The sequence below is a fragment of the Rheinheimera sp. D18 genome (assembly GCF_004345025.1).
Lineage (GTDB): Bacteria > Pseudomonadota > Gammaproteobacteria > Enterobacterales > Alteromonadaceae > Alishewanella > Alishewanella metallidurans.
This window is the reverse complement of record NZ_CP037745.1, coordinates 1,562,964-1,589,362: the sequence shown is the minus strand read 5'-3', so window position 1 is coordinate 1,589,362 and position 26,399 is coordinate 1,562,964. Positions and strand designations below refer to the sequence as shown.

22 protein-coding genes and 1 pseudogene are annotated in these 26,399 nt (G+C 45.1%); 9 read left to right on the top strand and 14 right to left on the bottom strand.

Annotation, left to right across the window (positions count from 1 at the left end):
- Positions 1-684 (bottom strand): MOSC domain-containing protein, encoded by a 684-nt coding sequence (locus tag E0Z06_RS07525; protein ID WP_132583366.1) that lies wholly within the window; start codon positions 682-684, stop codon positions 1-3.
- A gap of 90 nt (positions 685-774) precedes the next feature.
- On the opposite strand from E0Z06_RS07525, the gene E0Z06_RS07520 reads away from it, so the two are divergent.
- Positions 775-2,244, top strand: a complete 1,470-nt coding sequence (locus E0Z06_RS07520; RefSeq protein ID WP_132583364.1) for a protein adenylyltransferase SelO — start codon at positions 775-777, stop codon at positions 2,242-2,244.
- 78 nt (positions 2,245-2,322) lie between these two features.
- On the opposite strand, the gene ppsA is transcribed toward E0Z06_RS07520, so the two are convergent.
- A complete protein-coding gene (ppsA, locus tag E0Z06_RS07515) occupies positions 2,323-4,698 on the bottom strand; it encodes a phosphoenolpyruvate synthase (RefSeq protein WP_132583362.1) in 2,376 nt (791 codons plus the stop codon).
- Between the two features lie 136 nt (positions 4,699-4,834).
- Between ppsA and E0Z06_RS07510 the strand changes: the two genes are divergently transcribed.
- Positions 4,835-5,644, top strand: a complete 810-nt coding sequence (locus tag E0Z06_RS07510; protein WP_132583360.1) for a pyruvate, water dikinase regulatory protein — start codon at positions 4,835-4,837, stop codon at positions 5,642-5,644.
- A gap of 27 nt (positions 5,645-5,671) precedes the next feature.
- On the opposite strand, the gene E0Z06_RS07505 is transcribed toward E0Z06_RS07510, so the two are convergent.
- The 4 genes and pseudogenes from E0Z06_RS07505 to E0Z06_RS07490 all read right to left on the bottom strand — a co-directional run.
- On the bottom strand, positions 5,672-6,433 hold the full coding sequence (locus tag E0Z06_RS07505) for an IS5-like element ISSpu10 family transposase (RefSeq protein WP_011789342.1): 762 nt from the start codon (positions 6,431-6,433) through the stop codon (positions 5,672-5,674).
- A 106-nt stretch (positions 6,434-6,539) separates the two neighbouring features.
- Positions 6,540-7,607 (bottom strand): 2-dehydropantoate 2-reductase, encoded by a 1,068-nt coding sequence (locus E0Z06_RS07500; protein ID WP_132583358.1) that lies wholly within the window; start codon positions 7,605-7,607, stop codon positions 6,540-6,542.
- Positions 7,608-7,629: 22 nt separating this feature from the next.
- On the bottom strand, positions 7,630-8,982 hold the full coding sequence (locus E0Z06_RS07495; RefSeq protein WP_207903187.1) for a 3-deoxy-7-phosphoheptulonate synthase class II: 1,353 nt from the start codon (positions 8,980-8,982) through the stop codon (positions 7,630-7,632).
- A gap of 146 nt (positions 8,983-9,128) precedes the next feature.
- Positions 9,129-9,566: pseudogene (locus tag E0Z06_RS07490) on the bottom strand (low molecular weight protein-tyrosine-phosphatase); the annotation flags it as partial.
- Between the two features lie 166 nt (positions 9,567-9,732).
- Here E0Z06_RS07490 and E0Z06_RS07485 point away from each other — a divergent pair.
- Genes E0Z06_RS07485 through E0Z06_RS07470 form a run of 4 tightly spaced genes read left to right on the top strand, consistent with a single transcriptional unit; the run spans position 9,733 to position 14,180 of the window.
- The gene (locus E0Z06_RS07485) at positions 9,733-10,365 is read left to right on the top strand and encodes a response regulator transcription factor (RefSeq protein WP_243695584.1); all 633 of its coding nucleotides are present in this window, start codon (positions 9,733-9,735) and stop codon (positions 10,363-10,365) included.
- A gap of 31 nt (positions 10,366-10,396) precedes the next feature.
- Positions 10,397-11,305 carry a MoxR family ATPase gene (locus E0Z06_RS07480; RefSeq protein WP_132583350.1) on the top strand — a complete coding sequence of 303 codons (909 nt, stop codon included), beginning with the start codon at positions 10,397-10,399 and terminating at the stop codon, positions 11,303-11,305.
- Positions 11,293-12,237, top strand: a complete 945-nt coding sequence (locus E0Z06_RS07475; protein WP_132583348.1) for a DUF58 domain-containing protein — start codon at positions 11,293-11,295, stop codon at positions 12,235-12,237. The genes E0Z06_RS07480 and E0Z06_RS07475 overlap by 13 nt, the downstream gene beginning before the upstream one ends.
- Entirely contained in the window at positions 12,231-14,180 is a 1,950-nt protein-coding gene (locus E0Z06_RS07470) for a transglutaminaseTgpA domain-containing protein (protein ID WP_132583346.1), read from the top strand. The genes E0Z06_RS07475 and E0Z06_RS07470 overlap by 7 nt, the downstream gene beginning before the upstream one ends.
- Here E0Z06_RS07470 and E0Z06_RS07465 read toward each other — a convergent pair.
- From E0Z06_RS07465 to E0Z06_RS07455, 3 genes are all read right to left on the bottom strand, one after another.
- Positions 14,142-14,393: a TIGR02647 family protein gene (locus E0Z06_RS07465; RefSeq protein ID WP_132583344.1), complete on the bottom strand. Its 252-nt coding sequence runs from the start codon at positions 14,391-14,393 to the stop codon at positions 14,142-14,144. The genes E0Z06_RS07470 and E0Z06_RS07465 overlap by 39 nt on opposite strands.
- A gap of 122 nt (positions 14,394-14,515) precedes the next feature.
- Positions 14,516-17,785 carry a S41 family peptidase gene (locus E0Z06_RS07460; RefSeq protein WP_132583342.1) on the bottom strand — a complete coding sequence of 1,090 codons (3,270 nt, stop codon included), beginning with the start codon at positions 17,783-17,785 and terminating at the stop codon, positions 14,516-14,518.
- A gap of 120 nt (positions 17,786-17,905) precedes the next feature.
- Positions 17,906-19,036, bottom strand: coding sequence for an alanine--glyoxylate aminotransferase family protein (locus E0Z06_RS07455; protein ID WP_132583340.1), 1,131 nt, complete (start codon positions 19,034-19,036; stop codon positions 17,906-17,908).
- Between the two features lie 152 nt (positions 19,037-19,188).
- On the opposite strand from E0Z06_RS07455, the gene E0Z06_RS07450 reads away from it, so the two are divergent.
- Entirely contained in the window at positions 19,189-19,530 is a 342-nt protein-coding gene (locus E0Z06_RS07450) for a zinc ribbon domain-containing protein YjdM (protein ID WP_132583338.1), read from the top strand.
- A 66-nt stretch (positions 19,531-19,596) separates the two neighbouring features.
- Here the strand turns inward: E0Z06_RS07450 and htpX are convergent, their stop codons facing one another.
- Entirely contained in the window at positions 19,597-20,463 is an 867-nt protein-coding gene (gene htpX, locus E0Z06_RS07445) for a protease HtpX (protein ID WP_132583336.1), read from the bottom strand.
- Between the two features lie 167 nt (positions 20,464-20,630).
- On the opposite strand from htpX, the gene pepE reads away from it, so the two are divergent.
- On the top strand, positions 20,631-21,332 hold the full coding sequence (gene pepE / locus E0Z06_RS07440) for a dipeptidase PepE (protein ID WP_132583334.1): 702 nt from the start codon (positions 20,631-20,633) through the stop codon (positions 21,330-21,332).
- Here the strand turns inward: pepE and bioD are convergent.
- Genes bioD through bioB form a run of 4 tightly spaced genes read right to left on the bottom strand, consistent with a single transcriptional unit; the run spans position 21,315 to position 25,010 of the window.
- Positions 21,315-22,034 (bottom strand): dethiobiotin synthase, encoded by a 720-nt coding sequence (gene bioD / locus E0Z06_RS07435; protein WP_243695583.1) that lies wholly within the window; start codon positions 22,032-22,034, stop codon positions 21,315-21,317. The genes pepE and bioD overlap by 18 nt on opposite strands.
- Positions 22,021-22,821 carry a methyltransferase domain-containing protein gene (locus tag E0Z06_RS07430; RefSeq protein WP_207903160.1) on the bottom strand — a complete coding sequence of 267 codons (801 nt, stop codon included), beginning with the start codon at positions 22,819-22,821 and terminating at the stop codon, positions 22,021-22,023. The genes bioD and E0Z06_RS07430 overlap by 14 nt, the downstream gene beginning before the upstream one ends.
- Positions 22,818-23,969 (bottom strand): 8-amino-7-oxononanoate synthase, encoded by a 1,152-nt coding sequence (gene bioF, locus E0Z06_RS07425; protein WP_132583332.1) that lies wholly within the window; start codon positions 23,967-23,969, stop codon positions 22,818-22,820. Before bioF ends, E0Z06_RS07430 begins: the two co-directional genes overlap by 4 nt.
- On the bottom strand, positions 23,970-25,010 hold the full coding sequence (gene bioB / locus E0Z06_RS07420; RefSeq protein ID WP_132583330.1) for a biotin synthase BioB: 1,041 nt from the start codon (positions 25,008-25,010) through the stop codon (positions 23,970-23,972). It abuts the gene before it with no gap.
- Between the two features lie 106 nt (positions 25,011-25,116).
- On the opposite strand from bioB, the gene bioA reads away from it, so the two are divergent.
- A complete protein-coding gene (gene bioA, locus E0Z06_RS07415; RefSeq protein ID WP_132583328.1) occupies positions 25,117-26,388 on the top strand; it encodes an adenosylmethionine--8-amino-7-oxononanoate transaminase in 1,272 nt (423 codons plus the stop codon).
- Positions 26,389-26,399 lie beyond the last annotated feature (11 nt).

Genomic DNA, 26,399 nt, shown 5'->3' with positions numbered 1-26,399 from the left:
CTAAATAGCGTCAGGGCCATGCAAACGAAAATGCCAATTTTCTACTTGCTGCGTTTCTATGCGTAGCATTATTTTACTCATCCAACTTACTGACAAAGTGGTTTGCTGTTTTAATAAGGCTAAATGCTCTGGGTTTAGCGGATCAGTAAAAAATAGCTGACTGGTTTTTGCCACACTCAGGGCATTTGCTAAACGTTGCTGCAAAATCAACGGTTGTGAAACGCTTACCGTACCTGGCTGAATAACCCGATATAACCAACCACAGTGGCCACTTTGCTGCATATCTAGGGAAATATTCGCGTTACCCCAGCGTTTATTCAGCTTATAACATGGTGAGCGCGGCTGGCTTACCTCTATAATGGCATCGCCCCATTGGTAACGGTCGCCTAAGTAAACGTTATGCTCGGTCATACCAATAGAGCTAATGTTTTCTCCCATGCCCGGTATTTGCCAATTAATGCTCGGGTATTGTTGTTGCCAGTAGGCATAATGCTCTAACGGATACTGATGCAGAGCACGCTCTGGCCCACCATGATGCTTAGGATCTGCCGACTCATCCTCTGCTAAGCCGTGTAAAGATAAATATAAGCTTTGCTCAACGCCGTGTTTATCTATCGCAGTTTGAATGCCATAGCGTGTGGCGATTTTGCCGCAATAAACGCCGTTAAGGTAATGTGTTGTCATTAAATAACCTAATAAACTAACGCAGTATTTGGTGTCTAGTATACCCACACAGTACACTGTAGGTCATTGCATTATAACTAGGCTTTTTTGATGAGTGAATTTACGGTTGATAATAGCTTGGTACGTTTAGGCGCGCCTTATAGCCAAGCCTGTTTACCTACTAGTGTGCCTGCACCACAGTGGATTGCCTTTAATACTGAACTTGCTGCGCAATTAGCCTTACCTAAACACTATTGGCAAACCGATACCGGCTTAGCTTTATTTAGTGGTAATAACTTACCTGATTGGGTGCAGTCGGCAGCGCATGCGTATGCTGGCCACCAATTTGGCCATTTTGTACCGCAATTAGGCGATGGCCGAGCCTTGCTATTGGCTGAAGTATTAGATGAAACCGGCCAGCGCTTTGATATCCAGCTAAAAGGCGCTGGCCGCACACCGTTTTCGCGCCGTGGCGATGGCCGAGCGCCATTAGGCCCAGTGCTGCGCGAATATTTGGTTAGCGAAGCGATGCACGCGTTAGGCGTACCCACTACCCGAGCGCTGGCTGCGGTATTAACCGGTGACTGGCTGCAACGTGACACGGCAGAGCCCGGTGCTATTATTACTCGTGTTGCTAAAAGCCATATTCGTATTGGTAGTTTTCAATATATTGCTGAACATGGCGATATTGAGCAGTTAAAAACCTTTGCCGACTATGTTATTAACCGGCATTATCCACACTGTGCGGCAAGTAATACGCCCTACTTAGCATTATTAGAAAGCGTGGTAGAGGCACAAGCCAACCTAATTGCCAAATGGATGAGTTTGGGGTTTATTCACGGCGTAATGAATACCGACAATATGAGCATTGCCGGCGAAACCATTGATTATGGCCCCTGTGCCTTTATGGATAGCTTTAACCCAGCACAAGTGTTTAGTTTTATCGATAAACAAGGCCGTTACGCTTGGGGTAACCAACCGCGCATAGGCAGCTGGAATTTAGCGCGCTTGACAGAGTGTTTATTGCCGCTGATAAACCCACAGCAAGAGCTGGCGGTGGCCGAAGCAACCGCGGTATTACAGAAATTTAGCACGCTTAATGAAACCGCATTTTTGCAGTTAATGGCAGCTAAAATAGGGTTACAGCAGGCCACTGCAGCGGATGAGGTGTTAATACGCGATTATTTACATTTAATGAGTGAAGACAAAGCCGATTTTACGCTAGCATTTCGGTTATTAAGCCAATCGGTTAGCGACATAAATGTCGGCGCTGCGCAGCTATTTGGCGATAAACAAGCTTGGCAAAGCTGGGCTGAGCGCTGGCAACTGCGGCTGGCGGAACAAGCAATAAACGCTACCGAGGTGCAACAGCAGATGGATAGCACTAATCCAGCGGTTATTGCCCGTAACCATCAAATTGCGAACGCCATTGAGCAGGCAACAGCACAAGGCGATTTAACGCTGTTTAATCGCTTACATAAGGCGTTGGCTACCCCTTTTACTTTAGCTAAAGCCAATGCGGATTTAGGCTTAGCACCCAACGCCGAGCAATGCATTGCTAATACTTTTTGTGGTACGTAAGCTGCAAAAGGTAGATTGGTAAAAACAAAAAAGCCAGAGCATAGGCTCTGGCTTTCTTTTAACGCTGAGTAATATTCATTACTTACCGTATTTTTCAGCCAAATACAGCCAAGTTTCTAATACGGTATCGGGGTTTAACGATACGCTATCTATGCCCTGTTGCATTAACCAGGCGGCAAAGTCTTCGTGATCTGAAGGGCCTTGGCCACAAATACCGATATATTTACCTTTGGCTTTACAGGTTTTAATGGCCATTTCTAATAATTTATAAATGGCTGGATTACGTTCATCAAACAAGTGCGCAATTAGGCCGCTGTCACGGTCTAAACCCAGTGTTAGCTGAGTTAAGTCGTTAGAGCCGATAGAGAAACCATCGAAATACTCTAAAAACTCTTCGGCTAATAACGCGTTTGACGGTAATTCACACATCATAATCACACGCAGGCCGTTATCGCCGCGTTTTAAACCATGTTCAGCTAATAGATCAATTACTGCGCTGGCCTCTTCTAAGGTACGCACGAATGGGATCATCACCTCAATGTTGGTAAAGCCCATAACGTTACGTACCCGTTTTAACGCTTCAACTTCAAGTGCAAAACAATCACGGAAATCTTGTGAAATATACCGTGCAGCACCACGAAAGCCAATCATTGGGTTTTCTTCATGCGGCTCATACTGACGGCCGCCCACTAAGTTAGCGTATTCGTTCGATTTAAAATCTGACATCCGCACAATAACTTTTTCTGGCGCAAAGGCACAGGCCAGCGTGGCAATGCCTTCCGTTAGCTTAGCAATGTAAAATTCTACTGGGCTGGCGTAGCCGGCTATCATCTCGTTAATAGTGGCCTTAAGCTCAGGTGTTTGCGCGTCGAAGTTTAAAAGCGCTTTAGGGTGCACGCCAATCATGCGGTTAATAATAAATTCTAAACGCGCTAAACCTATACCGGCATGTGGCAACTTAGCAAACGAGAATGCCCGCTCTGGGTTACCCACGTTCATCATTATTTTTAAATCTAGCTTAGGCATTTGATCAATGCGGCTGCTAACAATTTTATAATCTAGTTTGGCATCGTAAACAAAACCGGTATCACCTTCCGCACAAGACACCGTAATTTGCTGGCCAGTTTTAATTTTACTGGTCGCATCACCACAACCAACAATCGCCGGAATACCTAATTCACGGGCAATAATTGCCGCATGACAAGTACGGCCGCCACGATTAGTAACAATGGCCGACGCGCGCTTCATTATCGGTTCCCAGTCAGGATCAGTCATATCGGTAACTAACACATCGCCCGGTTGAATTTGGTCCATTTGCTCAATGCCTTTAAGCACTTTAGCGGTACCACTACCAATACGCTGACCAATAGCACGGCCTTCAACTAAAATTGCTGCTGTGCCTTCTAGCTGAAAACGCTCCATGGTGTTGCTGTCTTCACGGCTGCGTACTGTTTCTGGCCGCGCTTGTACAATATAAAGCTTGCCGTCGTTACCATCTTTTGCCCATTCAATGTCCATGGCACGGCCATAGTGCTTGGCAATAGTTACCGCTTGTTTAGCTAGCTCTTCAACTTCGGCGTCAGTTAATGAAAACTGACGGCTACGCGTGTCTTCAATATCAACAATTTTTACTTGTTTACCATGGCCTTGCTCGCCAGAGTAAATCATTTCTATTTTTTTGCTGCCTAAATTACGTTTTACAATAGCTGGGCGACCGGCCGCTAAGGTTGGCTTATGTACATAAAATTCGTCAGGGTTAACTGCGCCCTGCACCACCATTTCACCTAAACCATAAGATGAGGTAATAAACACCACATCTTCAAAACCTGATTCGGTATCAATACTAAACATTACGCCAGATGAGGATAAATCTGAACGCACCATTTTTTGTACGCCAGCAGACAGCGCAACGCCACGGTGGTCGTAACCTTGATGCACACGATAAGAAATAGCACGGTCGTTAAACAATGAGGCAAATACGTGTTTAATCGCGATAATAACCGCATCATAACCACGTACGTTTAAGAACGTTTCTTGCTGACCAGCAAAAGAGGCATCTGGCATGTCTTCGGCAGTTGCTGATGAACGCACCGCAAACGACACATCGTGCGCCGCATCAGGGTGTAATTTCTGATAGGCTTCGCGAATAGCGTGCTCTAATTCCGGCTGAAATGGAGTATCAATAACCCATTGCCGAATTTGTGCGCCCGCTTTGCTTAGTGCTGGAATATCGTCAACATCTAAGCCATCTAGCAGCTGGTAAATACGCTCGTTAACGCCGCTTTGCTCAAGAAATTGGTTGAAAGCATAAGCGCTAGTAGCAAAGCCGCCCGGTACTTGTACTCCTGCATTGGCCAAATTACTGATCATTTCGCCTAAAGATGCGTTTTTTCCGCCCACGCGGTTTACATCATGCATTCCAAGATTTTCATACCAAATCACAAATTCTTGCACAGTTAATCTCCATTTTTTGTCGTGTGGCGTGTAAGCTTACAGTTAGCACTACAGTAATACCGATTTTACACTGGCACTCATGAGAATTAAAACCTTAATTTTCAATGTAATTTAATAACAACAAAACGGAGCACTCGTGCGCACAGCCTTTTATATTTCAGATGGCACGGCTATTACCGCAGAAGTATTTGGCCAAGCCTTACTTACTCTTTTTCCTACTAAATTTGAGCATGTAACCATTCCTTTTGTCGAAACAGCAGAGATGGCAGAACAAGTAAAGCAACGCATTAACGATCGTTATAAAACTACAGGAGAGCGCCCGCTTATTTTTCAAACCTTTGTTGACGACAATTTACGGCAAATAATTAACCATAGTAATGGTGTCTGTTACGATTTTCTGCATAGTTTTATTGAACCCGTACAGCGTGAATTAGGCGTTGACCCTGTACCCAAAACTCACCGTACACATAGTATTCATGAACAAACCTATGACTTTCGTATTGACGCAGTAAACTATGCGCTAGCAAATGATGATGGTTCAAACCTTAAAAACTATGATCAAGCTGATATTATTCTTATTGGCGTAAGTCGCTCTGGTAAAACACCAACCAGTTTATATTTAGCACTGCAATATGGTATTAAAGCTGCGAATTACCCCTTTGTTGAAGAAGATATGGAGCAACTGCGTCTGCCTGAGGTTTTAAAACGTAACAAAAACAAGTTATTTGGTTTAACCATTACCCCAGAACGACTACACCATATTCGAGAACAACGCCGAGCAAATAGCCGTTACGCATCGTTGCGACAATGCCAACTTGAACTTAACGAAGTAGAGCGCTTATATCAGCAGGAACACATTCCATTTTTAAATTCAACCCATTTATCTATTGAAGAAATTTCAGCAAAAATTATTGCGAAAACCGGCTTAAAACGGCGTAAATACTAGGGCCTGTTGATCTTTGCTGTTTATAATTTAGCCAACCCACATTGGCAGCCATATAAGGCAGCAAGCCAAGGCCAGTGTACTTGCATAATTCCGGGCTAATTTATCATACCTTGTTGCTACTGAGCGGTAATGTTTTAGCCTGGCAAACACGTTCTCAACCAGATGGCGATATTTGTACAGACACCAGTCAATATCGCCATTACCAATCTTCGAATTACGCTTGCGCGGTATGTTAGGGACGCCCTTTTTTTCTCGGATCTGCTCTCGTATCTTCTCGCTATCATAGCCCCGGTCAGCGATAACGTGTTCGGCATCAGGCAGTTGTTTTAGTAATTCTATGGCTGCTTTACTGTCATGAACCTCACCGCCTGTCACAATAAAATCTATTGGCAAGCCGCAACTATCCACTGCCATATGGATTTTCGTCGTGTTACCACCACGACTTTTCCCAATCGCTTCTTTATCTTCTGAGCGAGCACCTGTCGCATGCTGATGCGCTTTGACGATGCTGCCGTCTATAAATTCCCACTCTAAATCAGCCAATTGCCTTAACTCTGCGAATAGCTGCATTAGAATGCCTTTCTTAGACCACAGGTTAAAACGCCGGTAGATGGCGCTCCAATCTCCAAAAGCTTCTGGCACATCGCGCCAAGGGCAACCGACCCGCATCCGATACAAAATGCCTTCGAAAGTATTTCTGTGTTCCGGCTTGTCATATACGCGGCCCGTTTTAAGCATCAATCTGATTAGCTTTGACCAGTACTCGTCTGTTAACATTGTTCTTGGCATGATGGGTTGTCATGGTTAGTTTTTGGCGAAAGTAATTATACCAGCCCATCATGCTGTCTAATAATCCATCACGAAAGATCAACAAGCCCTAGGTATTTAACAGAGGTTACTCACTTTGCTGTAGCTGGCGTAATATCTCAATTGCGTTCAGCTGCAGTGGCTCGCCACTTTCCAAGCGTTTTATATAGTCGACCAGTAGTGAATTTACTGGCGTTGCTTGCTTATGGTCAATGCCCAATCTAACTACCGAGCCGTTTAAAAACATAATTTCAGTACGTTTTTTTGCCTGTAAATCATCCCACATTGATGAGCGCGCTTGCGGATCTAGCGTTAACATACTTTTCGCAAGAATACGAAACAGCGGCGTTGGCAAGCGTAATAACCAAGGTATCAAGTTATTCGCTAAACGTGTATAAGGTATTGGCGTAATTTGGGCTTTATCACAGATTGCTAACCATTCCTGCATGGCGCGCGACAGTAATAAGCGATAGTTTTTATCAAGCAATTGCTGCTTTAGGGGTAAACCACTAATAGCGTTAAGGGCATTATTTAAATTAAGTAATAATTTTCCGTATTCAGCTGCTGTAATATCAGTACAAGATTCTACGGGTAAATTTAAGCGATTAAATACGTTAATAAGGTAATTAACGACGTTATGCGTATTACTTTGCCAGACGATACTACCTGATGTAGCACGATGAAACTGACCTCGTCCATTTTTCACTACATTAAAAGATACGATGGCTCTTAGTATTGGGTTGGCTAAGTCTTGATTGAGCATTTCACCAATACCTATGCCATTTTGCAGTGCAACAATAGGTACTTCTGGGCGTAAAAAGCGTTTTAGCTCTGCTAGCATCGGAATTAATGCCGTGGTTTTTACGGTTAATAGCACAACATCACATTCAATTAAGCTATTAAGTAAGCTATAAAACGCTACCGGCTGCGCAAATTGGCTGGGTGCGTTATACGAACTGGCCGTTAATCCATACGCCGCTAACTCTAGCGCGGTGGTCTCTCGGCCAAAAAACTTAACATCAAGTGCAACGTCTTGGCAAAGATATGCGCCTAAATAACAACCAACACTGCCGGCACCAATAATACCTACGCAGTAACGCTGGCCAGCCATACCGAGTTGACCTGCGTTATCTTTGTTTAGTTGCTGTACTTGCACTTACGCTCCTTTGAGCGCAGGGTTATTTGCGCGCTGTGCGTAAAGTATCGGCAATTAAGAAGGCTAATTCCAGTACCTGATCAGCATTTAATCGCGGATCGCATTGCGTAAAGTAGCGTTGGCCTAAATCATGTTCACTTAAACCATAGGCGCCGCCAGTACACTCCGTCACATTTTCACCCGTCATTTCTAAGTGAATTCCACCTGCATGGCTACCTTCCGCTTTATGCACAGCAAAAAAGTTACGAATTTCACGCAATATGGCTTCAAAATCACGGGTTTTATAATCGTTACTGGCTTTAACCGTATTGCCATGCATAGGGTCTGAGCTCCAAACTACTTTGCGGCCCTCTTGTTGTACTTTTCGTACTAACGCAGGTAGTTTTTCCGCTAGCTTGTCTGCACCCATACGGGTAATTAAGGTTAAACGCCCTGCGATGTTGTTCGGGTTTAAGGCATCAATTAAACGAATTAGCTCGTCTGGCTGCATGCTTGGGCCAATTTTCACGCCGACTGGGTTATGAATACCCCGGAAAAATTCAATATGCGCATGATCAAGCTGGCGAGTACGCTCACCAATCCACACCATATGTGCAGAACAGTCATACCAATCGCCGGTTAATGAATCACAGCGTGTTAGCGCTTCTTCGTAATTAAGTAACAAGGCTTCGTGCGAGGTAAATAGTTGCGTTTCACGAATAGACGGCGAGTTTTGTCCAGTAATACCGCAAATTTCCATAAAACGTAGTGCATCTTGTATGCGCTGAGCAACGTCTTGATAACGTTCTTTTAATGGGTTGGACTCAACAAAGCCCATATTCCACTTACTGACCTGATGTAAGTCGGCTAAACCACCCTGAGCAAAGGCTCTTAACAGGTTAAGCGTGGCCGCAGAGTGATGATAAGCAGTAGTTAAACGGTTTGGATCAGGCTGACGTGCACTGTCAGTAAATTCAAAACTATTAACTATGTCACCACGATAACTTGGTAGTGACACACCATCAATGACTTCAAGATCACTTGAGCGTGGCTTGGCGTATTGCCCAGCCATACGCGCCAGTTTAACCACGGGCAAACCGCCAGCAAAGGTGAGCACCACTGCCATTTGCAGTAGAACTTTAAAGGTATCGCGAATTTTTGGTGCATTAAAGTCATTAAAACTTTCAGCACAGTCACCACCTTGCAGTAAAAAGCCCTGACCTTCAGCAACCTGACCGAGCTGGCTAAACAGCGCTCGTGTTTCTTGCGCAAAAACCAGTGGTGGGTATTTATGCAGTTGCTGTTCAATACGTTGAAGCAATTCCTTATCCTGATAGCTTGGTTGCTGCTGGATAGGAAAGCTGCGCCAGCTTTGAGGCGTCCAGGTGGTCACAATGGTTGTCCTATAGTTAATTAACTCCCCAGCAAGTTATAGACTTCTGGACGTGAATTCAATGACGAATTTAGTATAACTAAGCAGATTTTTAGCGGCACCTTGTTAACTGTTTGTTTTTCACTCAATCAGCTTTGCTTAGGGTGCGGTTATGGCCGTTTTAGATGTTCTAACAAACCGTCACAGCCTTGCTCTATTAATTCGAGTACCAAGGCAAAGCCTCGACTACCGCCATAATACGGATCGGGAACTTCTTGAATGTCTTGAAATTGCGGATGATAGTGCAAAAATAATTGCAATTTATGCTGATGCTGTGCAGGACAACGTGCTTTTAAATCACGCAGATTGCTATTGTCCATGGCTAAAATTAAATCGTAGTAAGCAAAATCGGTGTCTTTAACTGGCCTTGAACTAATACCATCAAACTGATAGCCAGCCTGCTCCGCTTCGCGAATACTGCGCGGATCGGGCTTAGCGCCACGATGTGATGCACTAGTACCTGCAGATTCAATTTCAAGATACTTGGCACGCATTGCCGCTTTTTGTCGCATAACAGCATGTGCTGTCGGCGAGCGACAAATATTACCTAAACAAACAACACCTTGTTAATCATAAACCCCCCAACTATACACAGTTGACAATGCTAGCACGCTTTAAAGCAGAGGTTAAACGGTTGCATTAAAACAAAGCACAGTACAGTATAAGCAGCAAAGATATAGCTAGTCGGCAGGAGTATTATGGATGGATAAGTTCATGAAACTTATCGTACTTACAGAGCAAGATGCGCAGCATAGTCTTACGTTATTAGCAAGGTCGGCAGGCATTGATGTAGAGCAAAAAACCAAACTAGATATCTTGTATTCTGGCACTATAAAAGCTCGCACCTTAGTGGCTTATCCGTATTCTACAATTGATTGGAATAAACATGGTTTGTCGCCCGAGCTTGAGTATTTATTGCAAAAAACATCGGTATGCTTATTTCAAACTGAACGGCTGTTAGTTAACGCACAACAAGCCGTTTTTGCCGGCCTTAGGGGTATTATATACCGCGACGAGCAACCGAACCGAATATTAACGGCATTAAAAACCATGATGCAGGGTGAACTCTATTATGCTCGTACCGTAATGTCTGAGCTATTAGATGAATTGCTGCAGCAAAAACGGCTAGAAAAAAAGGCGCCGCTTTGCCTACCAGATAACAACTTACTAACCAAGCAAGAAAAACGTATTATTCAACTCGTTGCAGAAGGTGCGCGCAATAAAGAAATTGCTGAAAATTTGGCTATTAGCGCTCACACGGTTAAAGCGCATCTAGCCTCGGTATTTCGCAAAACGCAGGCCCGAAACCGAGTAGAGCTATTACGTTGGTGTAATGTAATTAAATAGCGCTGTTGCTCGTCTGCTGTAAGGAGTTAGGATGTTAACGCAGTTAGTAAATGTAGAACGCAGCCTGAATAATGTTATTTTGGGTAAAGCCAGCCAAATACGCTTAGCCTTATGCTGCCTATTAGCAGAAGGCCATTTGTTGCTTGAGGACTTACCCGGCATGGGTAAAACCACGTTGGCGCATGCTCTGGCTAACAGTTTAGGTTTAAGTTATCGTCGGGTGCAGTTTACCAACGATTTATTGCCCGGCGATCTGGTTGGTATGAATATATATGATAGCCGTTCACAGCAATTTCGTTTTCAAGCCGGCCCGGTATTTAGCCAAGTACTGTTAGCCGATGAAATAAACCGTGCCAGCCCAAAAACACAAAGTGCCTTACTTGAAGCGATGGAAGAAAAACAGGTGTCTATTGACGGAGAAACCCGCGCCCTGCCCAAACCCTTTTTTGTGATAGCAACGCAAAACCCCATTTTTCATGCTGGCACTTCAGCGTTACCTGAATCACAGCTTGATCGCTTTATGTTTCGTTTATCTTTAGGTTTTCCTGATCGCCAAGCAGAGCGTCAGCTGCTGCAGCGTGACACCAGTAATTCGCGTTTAGAGCTATTAACAGAGCAGCTTAGTTTCGACCAACTACAGCTTATTCAACAACAGGTGCCCAAAGTGCATGCTTCAGATGCCCTGCTCGATTATTTATTATCGCTAGTAGATGCTAGCCGCCAGCGCAATGATATGTTGCCACTTTCACCGCGGGCATCAAAAGCGCTACTGCGTGCAGCCAAGGCTTTTGCACTAATAGATAACCGAGACTATGTCAGCGCGGATGATGTGAAACAGGTGTTTCCTTTTGTCGCGGAACATAGGCTTGATCCGGCCTCATCAGCGCAAAACAGCCAGTTAAGCCAAATGTTATTGCACACTACGCCATGTTTAATCTGAAACAGCGGCTATATCCGCTGTATTGGCGATTACTGACGCGGTATTTAAATAAACGTCAACCTGCTGCCAGCCAAGTTAGCTTAACGCAAAAGTTAATATTTATTTTACCCACCCGCTATGGTTGGTGGTTTTTGCTATTAATTGTGTTGTTGTATTTACTTGGCACCAACTATCAAAATAACCTTATCTTGTTATTAAGTTATTTGCTGCTTAGCCTGTTTTTATTCAGCATTGCACTGAGCTATCAAAATATAAGTGGCCTCACCATACAAGCACAGAAGCCAGCTGAAAGCTTTGCCGGTGAATACGTTAAAACCCAGCTAAGTTTATCGTCACAAAAACAACATAAAATGTTGCAGTTTAATTTGGTGCAACATAACGAATTAATTGAACAACCCGAGCTTAAGCATAATGTCAGTTTTAATTTAGCCGTAACTCAACGCGGAAAATATCAGCTACCTCGAGTAAAAATAAGCAGTCAATATCCGTTTGGTTTATGGCGTGTGTGGAGCTATATTGCTATTGAGCAAATTTACTGGGTATACCCTGCACCTGCAGATCACGTTGCGGCAAACTCATCAGCTGCAGATAATGATGCCACGCAATGTATACAACCCAGCGGAGATAGCTTAGCGGCTTATCAGGCTGGCGATAGCATTCGTCATATTGTGTGGAAGCGCCTGGCGCGCGATCCGGCAAACCCAGTAGTGCGTCAGCAATTAATAGCGCCTAAAGCCGAACCGAGCTGGGTTGTGGTGCCAAAATTGACTGGCGATGCGTTAGAACGTGCGTTGCGTCAAGCCTGCCAGCAATTATTAGCTTTAGAGAAAAGCGGTACGCGTTACGGTTTAAAGTTGCCTAATTTAACCTTGGCGCAAGCCGTTGGCCCGCTGCATTTACAACGTTGTTTGCAGGCATTAGCACTATGTTAGTCGCACCAAGGTTATTAATGCTCTGGGCTGGCATACAGCTAAGTATTGTCTTGCTATTACAACAGGCGTTTGCGCTATGGATCACTGCGCTGTTTATCCTATTAATGCTGTACAAAATAACCGCGACGTGGCAAGGCAAAGCGACACTTAGCCTTAAGCTAGTTAACCTATTAGCAGCGGCTATCGCACTGGCTTTAATTGTAAATATACGCCAAGCCGGCGTACTGCATTTTATGCTGCAAATCTTGCTATTAGCAGCCTCTTGTCGGCTACTTGCGCTTAAACACAGTGCAGATGCGCGTCAGCTGGTTTGGGTACATTATTTTCTGATTGCCAGCTGCTTTGTTATTCATCAAGATATGTTTACTGCGTTACTGATCTTTACGGTATTTACGCTAAATCTTTATAGTCACTTTCGCCTATTTGCGCCGCCGCGCTTACATATTTCTTGGCGGCAAACCAGCCGCAGCATATTAATTGTGTTACCGCTTTGGCTAGCAATGTTTACCTTGTTTCCGCGCTTACCGCCATTTTGGCAAATACCTAATGCCAAAGTGGCCAGCACAGGGTTAAGCGATACCTTAGATCCTGGCAGTATCGAGCAGTTAGTAAAAGACGACAGTTTAGCCTTTCGGGTTGAGTTTAACGGCGAATTACCCACAAGAACGCAGCTATACTGGCGCGCTTATTTATATGAAGACTTTAATGGCCGTAGCTGGCAAGTAAACCCGCTACGGCAACATCGCAGCCAGCTTAATAAAGCGTTGCCACAAAACGCCAGCGGCATAGGCTTACAATATCGCGTTATTGCTGAAGCCAGCCAGCAGCACAACTTATTTGCGCTAATGCTACCTACAACAGTTAGCAATGAAGTTTATATCGCCTCTGCCGGCTTAATTAAAAGTAACAAACCGGTAAGTCAGCGTACCAGTTACCAAGTAACTAGCATTAATGCTCCAGTAACGTGGTCGGGTAATACTGAAACCGACATTAACTTACAGCTAGGCGTTGGCAATGCAAAAACGCAGGTATTTGCTAAACAATTAGCTGAGCAATACCCTTCGCCACCACAATTGGTACAAGCTATTGCCACACACTTTAATCAGCAACACTATTTTTATAGTTTAACACCACCGCCACTTGGCAATAACAGCGTTGACAGCTTTATGTTTGATAGTCGCACTGGGTTTTGTAGTCACTACGCCTCAGCCGCCGCATTAATATTGCGCGCTGCAGGTATACCAGCGCGTGTAGTTGGTGGGTATCAAGGCGGTGACTGGCATCCTCAACAAGGTTATTTAGCCGTACGTCAGCGCGAAGCTCACGCTTGGGTTGAGTACTTAGATAATGAACAATGGCAGCTATTTGACCCTACCGCAGCCGTTGCCCCAGAGCGCATTCTTAATAGCTTGGAGTCGGCATTAACCGCTGAGCAGCGTCAATTACTGTTCTCTGGTTGGGCGCAGTTTGAGCTACTGCAAAGCATACGCCTGCAGCTGATGCATCTAGATTATTACTGGTCGGTGTGGGTGCTAGGGTTTAACGATAACAGTCAGCAAACATTATGGCGTAATTTGCGCCAATATTTTACGACTATTTTAAGCGTGCTTGCGATATTAGTTGGCATAACACTGCTGCTTTTCGGTTTATTTTTCTGGCAACGCCGGCCTACTAACCTAGCGCCAGAGGCTGCAGTGTTAGTACAGCATAAACTTGGCAAATTGCTGCAGGCGAAAGCACCAGAGCAAACGCTATCAGCATTTATACAACAACTCGCCTTACAACAGCCAGTGCATCAACATTGGCTGTTGTTATTAGCTAAAACTTACGAGCAAGCCGTATTTAAAAATGAGGCTGAGGCGCTTAAACGGTTGCAGCAACTTCTTAAACGCCACAGTAAAGAATTACGCGCTTTGCGGCGTGGTTGTATTAAGAATGCGTAACGCAGTATGTAAATGTTCAGCACAATGAATACCTAAATCAGTTAGGTAACCACCATCAGCCTGAGTAACTAACCCTTTATCATATAACCGCTTTATAGCAGCGAGTGTGTCTGCATCTGCGGATTGGTGAACTTTAATTCCTTCCATTGCACTATCAAGATTAAATAAGGTTAGCACGCGAATTTCTGCATTAATTATTTCAGGTATTGGCATATATCACTTCCTACTCTGGTTGTTTTACTCAACATAACTGGCATTAGCGTAAAAGCCAACAAGCAAATAACAAAAGCCCAGCATTTAACTGGGCTTTATTTTTATTACTAGCTTGGAAATTATTACGGCTTAACATCCTCCGCTATTGGCGCAGTTAATGGCTGTGCTTTTAACGGTGCAACGGGTTGCTGCTGCAGCGTTGTTTGTAAATACGCTATCGCTTGTTCTAGCTGCGCATCGTGACCGTTAAACTGGGCATAAGGTAAGTTATCTACCTCTTGATCTGGCGCCACACCGTAGCCTTCAATGATCCAACGACCATCCATAGCAAACTGTGCTGTTTCGGCAACCCGAGCCATACCATTATCAGCCAAACGGTTACGGCCCGATAACCACACGCCAGCGCCCGCTGTGCGCTTACCAATTAATGGTCCTAAACCTAAAGCTTTTACACCAGCAGAAAAGGTTTCACCATCAGAATACGTTAGCTGATCGGCCAGTACCACTAACTGACCACGAAACGTTTGTTGCATATTAGCGTAGGCATTACCTTGGGTTGGTTGCCAAAACGCCCAAGTTCTACGCAGCAGTTTTTCAATAATCAAGCTATCAATGTTACCGCCACGGTTTCGGCGCACGTCAATAATCAGCCCTTGCTTGTTATACTGAGCGTAAAACTCACGGGCAAAGCTGGCCACATCATTAGCGCCCATAGCGTACAAATGTAAATAACCAAATTGGTTCGCACTGGCTTTAGCTACCGTTTGCTGATTGGCAGTAACCCAATCTTGGTAACGTAAGGTGCTATCTCTGCCATTACTAACCGGCGTAACTACGGTTTTAATTTGCTGCTTAGCGCGCTGTAAGGTTAGCAACACTTGCTTACCAGCTTGGTTATTTAATGCCTGAGTTAACTCAGCAAGGTTAGTTACCGCCTGACCATTTACCGCCGTTAGCGTGTCACCCGCTTTAACATTTACCCCCGGCTTGGCCAGTGGAGCGGCCTGCTCTGGTAATTCAGCGTCGGTGCGATAAATATGCCGAATAACAATACCGGCTTTTGTTACATCAAACTCGGCACCTAAACTACTACCATTGCTGGCTAGGGCGTCATTACGGTATTCACCGCCGCGCACTTGAGAGTGCAGCGCGTTAAGTTCACCCATCATTTGCGCTAAAATATCATCTAGCTCAAAGCGATCGGTTACTCGTGCTAATAACGGTTGGTATTTTTGTTTCGTTGCCGCCCAATCTAAACCGCGCATACCTTTATCAAACAAAAAGTCGCGGTGCATTCGCCAAGCATCAGTAAACATTTGCTGCCATTCAGCACTTGGGTTAATACTGAGTTTCCAGCTGTCGATATTAAGCTTGAACTTAGCCATTTCTGTTGGCGTCTTCGCGGCGGCATCAATGATAAACATTGCACCGGCGGCATTATTGCCCGTTTTGCGCAAAAATAGCTTTTTACCATCAGCAGACAATTGATAATCGGCAATATCGCTGGCAACAGTTTCTACCTTAGCGTCGCTGCGCGTTAGCTCAATGTGTTTTAACGCCGGCTTGCCACTATTTCGTTCTAACAAATACAGCCGTTTATCATTTACAGCTAATTTACCGTAGTTACCCGGATTAACCGGAACTTGCCATAAACGGGTAGATAAACTATCCCAATCAACTAAACTGGCTTTTTTAGCACTACGGCTGGCGGTGGCTGCGTCATTGTCACAGTTATCCAGCTCTTGCTGTGGACGAAAAGCAAAACAGGCCTGCTGCTTTAAACTCACCGCAAAAATTTGTGTCCGTTGGTTAAATAGTGCCCCCATATTGCGATCGCCCCACGGATGACCAGGTGTTGCGTTGTAATGTCGATCAGAGGCAAAATATAGCCAAAGCCCATCAGGGCTGAATGCGGGTGAGTAAGATGGGTATTTTTCAGACGTCACTAGCGCGCTTTGTTGATCAATACGGTTATAAACCACAACTTGTGGCCGTTCGCTGTAGGCACCATTGAAGGTGAAAGCGAGCAAATTACTATCGGCTGACCAGGTAATATCTTCGTATTCAGATAAGCCGGTAGCCCCCGTATAAATTTTACTATTCCGGCCAGTTTTTAATTCAAGCAACCATAAGTCACCGTTTTTATCATCATGTGCTAAATACTCACCATCAGGTGATAAATTCAGTTGCCAGCGATAGGTTTTACCGTCTTTCGTTAACTGCTTTGCCTCGCTTGAACCATCCGCGGCAAATTGCCAAATTTCTTGCTCACCGCTTTGATCATTAATGGCATAGACCCATTTACCATCTTTTGATAACACAGCTTCGCGAGAACGACTATTTTCTGGGGTACTAATATGCACTAAACGCTGCTGGCCAATGCTACTAACCGCAATTTGACCACGTGCGGTAATTACCGCTTTGTCACTATCGGCTTGCTGAGCTTGAAAATACGCCGAGTTAAAAAACTGTAACGGGTTTTCTATTACACGTTCGCGCTGCTGCACTAAATCAGACGACAAGTTTGGTGCTAGTGTTTGGCCATTACCGCTTGATAAATCAAGTAGGCGTAAATCGGCACCTAACTGATACAGCGCTTTACCATTAGATACGCTTAAACGACCAACACGCCAATCGGTATGTGCACTATGTACTTTGACATCTGAGCCATCAGTAGCCGCCGACCAGATATTGCTATTGCCGTTAGCATCACTAACAAAATACACCCGACCTTGTTGATACACCGGCTGGCTAATGCTACCTTGATGATCTTTGCTTAGCCGCGTGGCTTCGTTTTTACTGCCTAATGTCCAGCGCCACAACTCGCCCATAGCACCGCCACGGTAAACCTTGGCATTATCTCCGGTAAGCTGTAAGCCAAAACGGCTAAAATAAAGCACACCATTTTTTTCATCAATGCTGCCACCCGACACATCTGCCAGCGGTATCGTTTCGGTTTGCATATTATTGGGGTTAACCAGCTTTAATAACCAATAATTAGCAGGGCCGGCAGCGCTGTCAGTAGCATATAAAATACGGCCATCTGCTAGCCACTGCTGAATATTAACTCGGCTATTTTCAAAGGTAATACGCTTGGCCACGCCGCCACTTATCGGCATGGTATAAATTTCACTACTACCGTCGTAGTTAGCAACAAAGGCAAGGGTTTTACCATCGGCGGATAACAGTGGCTGGGTTTCTTCAGCTAAATGCGAGGTAAGGCGGCGCGCCGGCTCGCCTTGCGCATTAGCAAGCCAGAGATCGCCTTCGGCAGTAAAAACCACGTTGTCTTGTTGTAAAGTTGGTGAGCGGTAGTATCCCTGAACAGCATGCAATGGTAACGCAAGAATGCTAAGCAAGGCTGTGCTTAGCATTGAATAACGCAATTTCATTTTGGCCTCATTATTGTTTATTGTTTTCGCTTTCAACTTACCAGAAGCAACAAACACAGCCAAACAAAAACGGCCAATTAACAATATTGTGTGTCGTAGATGCCTGATTAAGAGGTCTGATTAAGCTAATACGTTTTCTAGTGCTTTTAGGCACAGCGCCACGTTTTCTCGTCTTGCGGCATAACCCATTAAGCCAATACGCCACGCTTTACCGGCTAAATCACCTAAACCGGCACCGATTTCTAAATTGTATTGCTCTAATAACTGTTTACGTACTGCTGCATCATCAACGCCAGCAGGAATATATACCGCGTTTAATTGCGGTAATCGGCAGTGCTCGGCTACGACAAACTTTAAACCTAAGCTTTCTAAGCCGAGTTTTAACAACTGATGCATGTCGTTATGGCGCTGCCAAGCTTGCTCTAAGCCTTCTGCTGCTAATAAACGTAATGACTCATGCAGTGCGTACAGCGCATTTACCGGCGCGGTATGATGATAACTACGCTTAGCGCCACCGCTCCAATAGCTCATTACCAAGGTTTGATCTAAAAACCAACTTTGTACTGGCAGGGTTCGCGCTTGAATTCGCGCTACTGCTGCTGGCGAAAACGACACGGGTGATAAACCCGGAACACAAGACAAGCATTTTTGGCTACCAGAATAAATTGCATCAATACCCCACTCATCCACCCTAAGCTCAACACCGCCTAATGACGTAACGGCATCAACAATAGATAAACACTGGTATTGCCGTGCCAGCGCGCACAGTGTTTTCGCATCAGATAACGCACCGGTTGAGGTTTCAGCATGCACAAAGGCCACAAAGTTAGCTTCAGGATGCGCTTTTAGTGCGGCTTCAACGGCTTGTGGGTTTACTGGCTCACCCCAAGCATTATCAACCGTAATGGCTATCGCGCCACAGCGCTCTACGTTTTGTCGCATGCGCTCGCCAAATACCCCGTTACGACACACAATTACCGTATCGCCCGGTTGCAGCAAGTTAACAAAACAGGTTTCCATACCCGCGCTGCCTGGTGCTGATACCGCAAGCGTCATTTCATTTTTAGTTTGAAACGCGTATTGCAGTAGCTGTTTTAACTCATCCATCATGCCAATAAACAGCGGATCTAAATGCCCCACTGTTGGCCGAGCTTGTGCTGCTAATACTTGCGGGTGCACATCAGATGGCCCCGGCCCCATAAGAATGCGTTTAGGTGGTAAAAATGCGTGAATAGTTGGCGGCGTAATCATAGTGACTCCATAGCTAGCGTTTGCGGTTTACAATATCAAAAACCACTATCGATGCCAGTGTTGTGCGGCTATTACGACTATTCGCCAGATTAATAGTCACCAAAGTGGCACGCGTTTAAGCTATACTCCCGCCTTTTGTAAGGAGCCTTATAATGAGTACATTACCTGCCTGTCCTAAATGTCAGTCGAGCTATACCTATGAGGATGGCGCGTTACTAATGTGTCCGGAATGCGGCAACGAATGGTCTGCTAACGCGGATACTAGTGATGATGCCACACAAATACGTGACTCTGCTGGCAATGTGCTACAAGATGGCGATACGGTAACCGTAATTAAAGACTTAAAAGTTAAGGGTTCATCGTCAGTAGTAAAAATTGGCACTAAAGTGAAGAATATTCGCCTAGTTGACGGCGATCACGATATTGACTGTAAAATTGATGGTTTTGGTCAGATGAGCTTAAAATCAGAATTTGTCCGCAAAGTTCAAGAATAAGTTCCAGAATAATGTGTTGATATAACGCCGCTAACCTTTGAGTTAGTGGCGTTATAAGCTTGCTTTTTATCTTTGATTACGTAGCGCAGCAATACGCTTTTCCAGTGGTGGATGGCTTAAAAACAATTCAGACTTCGCCGCGCCGCTAGCAATACCAAATGCCATCATACTGCCTTCTAAACGGCTTTCATGGTTGTTTTTCAACCGCTCTAATGCCGCAATCATTTTATTTGGGTTACCTTCTAGTTTGGCCGCACCGGCATCAGCACGGTATTCGCGTTGGCGAGAGAACCACATCACAATAATGCTAGCCAGCACACCAAAGGCCATTTCCAGTACCATTACGGTAATAAAATATGCCATGCCACCGCCACGATTATTATCATTACCACTATTGTTCAACATACCGGCAATTAAACGGGCCAGAAAAATAACAAAGGTATTTACCACACCTTGGATCAAGGTTAGCGTAACCATATCACCATTAGCGATATGCGATACCTCATGCGCCAACACGGCCTCTACTTCATCTTCACGCATATTGCGCAATAAGCCCGTACTTACGGCCACTAAGGCGTCGTTACGGTTCATACCTGTGGCAAAGGCGTTCATCTCTGGCGAGTCGTAAACGGCTACTTCTGGCATACCAATACCGGCTGCTTTAGCTTGGCGTGCCACCGTATTCATTAACCATTGCTCGGTAGCATTTCGTGGTTGCTGAATAACTACAGCGCCGGTAGAGCGCTTGGCCATCCATTTTGAAATAGCCAACGAAATAAACGAACCACCAAAACCAAAGATGGCGGCAAACACTAACAAACCACCAATGCCGCTGCGATCGATGCCTAAAAAGCTAAATACAACATTTAGCACAATGCTTAGCACTAAAATTACCGCTAAGTTGGTAAGTAAAAATAAAAAAACTCTTTTCATACTGCTTTACCTCAAATGGCATACTGCTTCGAACTATATGGGCATATCTTGCTAATTCAATTGCAAGCAACACGATAATTTGTAAGAAAAGGTGTCTGGCGTAGGATAATTCGCTACAATCGGACAAACTAAAAGGATAAGGTTGTGTAGTTTAAAAGGATGTTATCATGCAATTACTGTTGTTAAGTAGCTCGCGCGCCAATGGTAGCGACTATCTTGTACCCTATATGCCATTAATTGAGCAAACATTAAAGGGTATTACCGAACTACTATTTATTCCTTATGCTGGTGTGAGCATTAGTTACGATGCTTATTTAGCCAAGGTACAGCAAGCGTTACAGCCGCTAGCGATAAAGGTTAGTAGTTTACACCAGTCTACCAAGCCCAAATTAGCGCTGCAAAATGCCCAAGCTATTTGTGTCGGCGGCGGCAATACATTTCACCTACTTTATAAGTTATATCAATTAGATATCTTAGATAGCATCAAGCAACGCGTAACCGAAAGCATCCCTTATATTGGCTGGAGTGCTGGCAGTAACATTGTCGGTGCAACCATTCAAACCACCAATGATATGCCGATTGTGCAACCTGCCTCATTTAATGCGTTAGGTTTATTACCGCTGCAATTAAACCCGCATTATAGCAATGTAACGCTAGCTGATTTTCACGGTGAAACCCGAGATATGCGCTTAGCTGAGTTTATGCAGTTGCAGCCAACCACGCCTATTATTGCACTGCCTGAAGGTAGCGCACTTAAGTGCACTGCGGATAATTTAACTTTATTGGGCGACGCCGGTGGTTTTTTATTTCAAGGTGGTAAGAAAACGCCGTTAATAGCACAAGCTGATTTATCAGCGCTGTTGCGCTAGCTGTAATTGGCTAGCGAGTTGTAACGCTAGCTGCTGATATGCTGCGGTATTAGCAGCATAGGGTATTACCGCAAAACAGGGTGCGGTAATACGTTGGCGTAAATCAGCAATATTTTGCTCAAGCAGTGCCATTTCTGTATCAATACAGTTTGCGATCCAACCTATTAGCTTTGCGCCGCTGCGTTCAATTTCACGCACCGTTAGCATGGCGTGGTTTAAACAGCCGAGCTTTACTCCAACCACTAATATTACCGACAATTGCTGCTCAACGACCCAGTCCGCTAAATAGCGTTGCTCGCTTATAGGTAATAACCAACCACCCGCACCTTCAATAATTAACTGTTGTATTGGTAGCTGTTGCCAGCGGTGTAACGCGCTATTTAGCACCGCTTCGTCTATCGGCTGCAGGGTATTAATAGCCGCTAAATGTGGTGCTACTGGAGGTGCATAACAAATAGGGTTAACCTGCGAATAGGGTAACGCGATACCGGAATGCTGTTGCATCAGTAACGCGTCACTATTGTATCCATCGGCGTCAACACCCGCCGCTATTGGTTTTACGCCTACAGCAGTTAGTTTAAGCAGCTTAAAACCGTGCAGTAACATAGTGCTGATATACGTTTTGCCAGCATCAGTGTCGGTAGCAGTAATAAAACTGCTAGCCATGCAAATAGACGTATTTAGGCGCCTACTCATAGCCATGTTTAACCCCGCTAATAATCAACACTTGGTAGGTTGCAGGTAAACCTAATGCAGTGCAGTTTTGGTTATAGGCTGTCGCTAACCGTTGCCAGTAATTTTTCCCAGTAAGGCCGCCAGCATGACGTTTAGCTACCTGGTTCGCACCTAAGGTTTTTAGCTCTTTAGCTAAACTTATTACATCAGGGTAATACAACTGATAGCTATGCTGTGTAAATTGCCAGCTCACATTAGGCACCTGTGCGGCCGCAGCACAAAGCTGCTGTTGTACTAAAAACGAGTTAACATGTTGCTGGTTGTCAATGCTAGCAAAAGCCTGCTTTAGCTCGGTTAATGTGCCATCAATCAACGTGGTAATAACGGCACGCCCACCTGGTACTAGCACTCGGCTAATCTCAGCCAGGACTGCCGAGGGATCTGGGCACCACTGCAGCATTAAACTGGAGAACACTTTATCAATACTTTGGTTTTGTAACGGCAGTGATGCTGCATTAGCCTGAATATAACGTGTGGCTAATTGCTGCTGCGCTGCCTTTTGTAACATACCTTGGCTTAAATCGACCGCAGAGAAGCCGGTGCTATAGGCACTAAAACGGGGATGGATCCAGCCTGGGCCGCAGCCAATATCAAGTAACTGCCCGCGTCGATCGGCTGGTAGCAACGTTAAAGCATCAAGTGCAACCTGCTGCTGTAAACGTGCTGCCGTAATATACTGCTCACTGGCTTTGCTAAAACTATTAGCAACCTGTGATATAAAACGCTCGGATATTGGCTGCATAGCCACTGTCATAACCATTGCCTTAATTGCTGCACTAACAGCTGTATATCTTGCTCAGTATGTTGTGTACTAAGCGTAATGCGTAAACGAGCACTGCCTTTAGCTACTGTAGGTGGGCGAATAGCACTAAGCCAAATGCCAGCCGTTTTTAACTGTTGGCTAACGGCCAAAGCGCGCTCGCTACTGCCAAGCACCACAACTTGAATTGCAGTTTGTGATGGCAGCAAAGGTAAATCGTCAGCTAACTGGCGAAATAGCGCAATATTGCTTTGCAGTTTGTCGCGGCGCCAATGCTCAACACGGCACAAACCGATACTTTTAAGTACTGCCGCACATAAGGCTGGCGATAACGCGGTGCTGTAAACATAGTGCCGAGCAAACTGTTCTAGGTAATCAATTACCGTTTTACTACCAGCAACAAAGGCCCCCGCTACGCCAAGAGCTTTACCAAAGTTGGCCATAGTGCAAAGTAGCTGATTATTACTAACGCCCTGCGCCGCCGCCGAACCCTCGCCTTGTGGTCCAAGCACACCAATACCGTGCGCATCGTCTAACAACAACATAGCGCTATGCTTATTGCACAGCGCCAGCATGCTTGTTAAATCAGGGCTGTCGCCGTCCATGCTAAACACACCTTCGGTCACCACCATTGCTGCATTATGCTTTGCCAATAGCTGCGCCAATGCGGCAGTGTCATTGTGGGAAAAACGTTTAAAGCTAGCATTGCTGTGCAGCGCACCATCAATTAACGAGGCATGGCTAAGCTTGTCTAACAGCAGCGTGTCTTGTTTATCTGCTAACGTCGTAAGCATGGCATGGTTAGCAGCAAAGCCGGAGGAAAATAACAAGGCGCGCTCTACGCCTAGCCAATCAGACAATTGTTCAGTGAGTTGCTGATGTATCTGATGCTGGCCGGTAACCAAAGGGGAGCCCGAGCTACCCGCGCCGTATTTTAATGCACCGTCCGCATAAGCTTGCAATACCTGCGGTGCGCTAGCTAAACCTAAGTAGTCGTTACCACAAAAATTTAAATAATTGCGCTCAGCTATTTGCACCAAACGGCCACTATATTGCTGTAGCGTTTGTGGCGTGCGTAGCAAATGTTGCTGCGCACGTTCGGTTAACGCCTGTTGCAGCTGGGCAATTTTCGTTGGTTGCATTTAGCCCGCTGCGTGAAACAATGGCGGGTTAGCTTGCTCTTTTATCGCTTCGGTTAACGCCAAAGTATGCGCTTCATCTGATACATCATGGCGCTGTTCTGGCTTAATACCTAGCTTGGCAAACAACAACATATCGGCGTCAGCTTCAGGGTTATCGGTAGTAAGTAATTTGTCGCCATAAAATATTGAATTAGCGCCAGCGAAAAAACACAGCGCTTGCATTTGTTCATTCATCCGCGAGCGACCAGCCGATAAACGCACATGGCTTTGCGGCAACATAATACGCGCCACCGCAATGCTACGAATAAACTCAAACGCGTCTAAATCTTCAACATTTTCTAATGGCGTTCCCGCGACCTTTACCAGCATGTTAATTGGTACACTTTCTGGATGTTCAGGCAAATTGGCTAATTGCATTAATAATGCGGAACGATCATTGGCCGTTTCACCCATACCTAAAATACCACCACAACACACTTTCATGCCGGCATCACGCACGTGGCTTAGTGTATCTAAACGGTCTTGATAAGTACGAGTAGTAATAATTTCACCGTAAAACTCAGGTGAGGTATCTAGGTTATGGTTGTAATAGTCTAAGCCCGCTTGCGCTAGCGTTTTCGCTTGTTCATTATCAAGCATGCCAAGTGTCATACAGGTTTCTAGGTCCATATTTTTCACGCCTTGCACCATTTCAATAATGTAGGGCATATCGCGTTGTTTTGGGTTACTCCACGCGGCGCCCATACAAAAACGAGTAGCACCCTGATCTTTCGCCGCTTTTGCTTGTGTCAGCACCTTTTCAACTTCTAATAAACGCTCACGCTCTAAACCGGTATTATAATGACCACTTTGCGGACAATATTTACAGTCTTCAGCACAAGCGCCAGTTTTAATGGATAACAAGGTGCTTACTTGCACTTCATTCGGTGTAAAATGCTGACGATGTATGGTTTGCGCTTGAAATAATAAATCATTAAATGGTAACGCATATAATGCATTAACTTGGGCCAAGGTCCAATCGTGGCGCACTGCTGCCTGCATAATAATCCTTGTTCAGATTGAGGTTATAAACATTTTCGGCTAGTCTAACCGCCACCTCAGCCTTGTCAATGCCAGCAAAAGGCCAAACTTTACTACAGGTTATTAAATGAGCATAAATATAGCGTTTGATCGCGAGCATATTTGGCATCCTTATACCTCTATGCTCAAGCCGTTACCGGTATATCCAGTAGTTGCAGCACAAGGCTGTGAGTTGATATTAGAAAACGGCCAGAGGCTTATCGATGGCACGGCGTCTTGGTGGTCTGCTGTGCATGGCTATAACCATCCGACATTAAATGACGCCATAACGACACAACTTAGCAAAATGGCACATGTAATGTTCGGCGGCATAACCCACCCGCCGGCGGTTGAGCTATGCCAGCGTTTACTAAAGATGATGCCCGGCAATTTAACCAAAGTTTTTTTAGCCGATAGTGGCTCTATTGCGGTAGAAGTTGCGATAAAAATGGCTTTGCAATATTGGTTAGCCAGTGAGCAACCAAGCAAAACCAAACTGATAAGCCTAAGAAAGGGCTATCATGGCGATACGTTTGCCGCGATGGCAGTATGCGATCCGGTTGATGGTATGCACGATATGTTTGCCGGCTTATTAGCGCAGCACTATTTTTTACCCGCACCGGAAAGCCGTTTTGACGGCGATTTTATTGCTAATGACATTAGCGCTTTAGAGCAACTATTAGCTGAATGTCACACCAATATAGCCGCGCTTATTGTTGAACCTATAGTACAAGGTTATGGTGGTATGCGTTTTTACCACCCTGAATATTTACGCCAAGCGCGTAAACTCTGTGACCGTTATCATATACTATTAATTGCCGATGAAATTGCTACCGGCTTTGGCCGTAGCGGTAAACTATTTGCTTGTGAGCATGCAGGTATTCAGCCCGATATTATGTGTGTTGGTAAAGCCCTTAGTGGCGGTTACATTTCGTTGGCCGCCACCTTGTGTACCAATGAAGTGGCACGCGGTATTAGCCAAAGCGCCGCCGGCGGTTTAATGCATGGCCCAACTTTTATGGCAAACCCGCTCGCCTGCGCAGTAGCAAATGCCAGTTTACAACTTATTGAGTATGGCGATTGGCAATGGCAGGTGCCAGCCATTGAAGCTCAGTTAAAACGTGAGCTAGCCGCTTGTCGTAATTCGCCAAAGGTAAAAGATGTGCGGGTGCTAGGCGCTATTGGCGTACTTGAAATGCACGATAAAGTGGACGTAGCCGTATTGCAGCAACAGTTTGTCGAGCTAGGTGTGTGGATCCGGCCGTTTAATCACCTTATTTATGTCATGCCGCCGTTTATTATTACTGAAGCAGAGCTAAGCAAGCTAACCCACGCCATGCGTGTTATTACTGGTGTTTAAACTTGCTAATG

What these genes read in the sequence shown, in the direction of transcription:
- E0Z06_RS07450 (WP_132583338.1), top strand. Translation starts at nt 19,189, where the DNA reads ATGAGTACATTACCTGCCTGTCCTAAATGTCAGTCGAGCTATACCTAT.
- E0Z06_RS07520 (WP_132583364.1), top strand. Translation starts at nt 775, where the DNA reads ATGAGTGAATTTACGGTTGATAATAGCTTGGTACGTTTAGGCGCGCCT.
- E0Z06_RS07460 (WP_132583342.1), bottom strand. Translation starts at nt 17,785, where the DNA reads ATGAAATTGCGTTATTCAATGCTAAGCACAGCCTTGCTTAGCATTCTT.
- E0Z06_RS07525 (WP_132583366.1), bottom strand. Translation starts at nt 684, where the DNA reads ATGACAACACATTACCTTAACGGCGTTTATTGCGGCAAAATCGCCACA.
- bioD (WP_243695583.1), bottom strand. Translation starts at nt 22,034, where the DNA reads ATGGCTATGAGTAGGCGCCTAAATACGTCTATTTGCATGGCTAGCAGT.
- E0Z06_RS07470 (WP_132583346.1), top strand. Translation starts at nt 12,231, where the DNA reads ATGTTAGTCGCACCAAGGTTATTAATGCTCTGGGCTGGCATACAGCTA.
- htpX (WP_132583336.1), bottom strand. Translation starts at nt 20,463, where the DNA reads ATGAAAAGAGTTTTTTTATTTTTACTTACCAACTTAGCGGTAATTTTA.
- bioA (WP_132583328.1), top strand. Translation starts at nt 25,117, where the DNA reads ATGAGCATAAATATAGCGTTTGATCGCGAGCATATTTGGCATCCTTAT.
- E0Z06_RS07480 (WP_132583350.1), top strand. Translation starts at nt 10,397, where the DNA reads ATGTTAACGCAGTTAGTAAATGTAGAACGCAGCCTGAATAATGTTATT.
- E0Z06_RS07430 (WP_207903160.1), bottom strand. Translation starts at nt 22,821, where the DNA reads ATGACAGTGGCTATGCAGCCAATATCCGAGCGTTTTATATCACAGGTT.
- E0Z06_RS07475 (WP_132583348.1), top strand. Translation starts at nt 11,293, where the DNA reads ATGTTTAATCTGAAACAGCGGCTATATCCGCTGTATTGGCGATTACTG.
- E0Z06_RS07505 (WP_011789342.1), bottom strand. Translation starts at nt 6,433, where the DNA reads ATGCCAAGAACAATGTTAACAGACGAGTACTGGTCAAAGCTAATCAGA.
- E0Z06_RS07485 (WP_243695584.1), top strand. Translation starts at nt 9,733, where the DNA reads ATGAAACTTATCGTACTTACAGAGCAAGATGCGCAGCATAGTCTTACG.
- bioB (WP_132583330.1), bottom strand. Translation starts at nt 25,010, where the DNA reads ATGCAGGCAGCAGTGCGCCACGATTGGACCTTGGCCCAAGTTAATGCA.
- E0Z06_RS07455 (WP_132583340.1), bottom strand. Translation starts at nt 19,036, where the DNA reads ATGATTACGCCGCCAACTATTCACGCATTTTTACCACCTAAACGCATT.
- pepE (WP_132583334.1), top strand. Translation starts at nt 20,631, where the DNA reads ATGCAATTACTGTTGTTAAGTAGCTCGCGCGCCAATGGTAGCGACTAT.
- E0Z06_RS07465 (WP_132583344.1), bottom strand. Translation starts at nt 14,393, where the DNA reads ATGCCAATACCTGAAATAATTAATGCAGAAATTCGCGTGCTAACCTTA.
- bioF (WP_132583332.1), bottom strand. Translation starts at nt 23,969, where the DNA reads ATGCAACCAACGAAAATTGCCCAGCTGCAACAGGCGTTAACCGAACGT.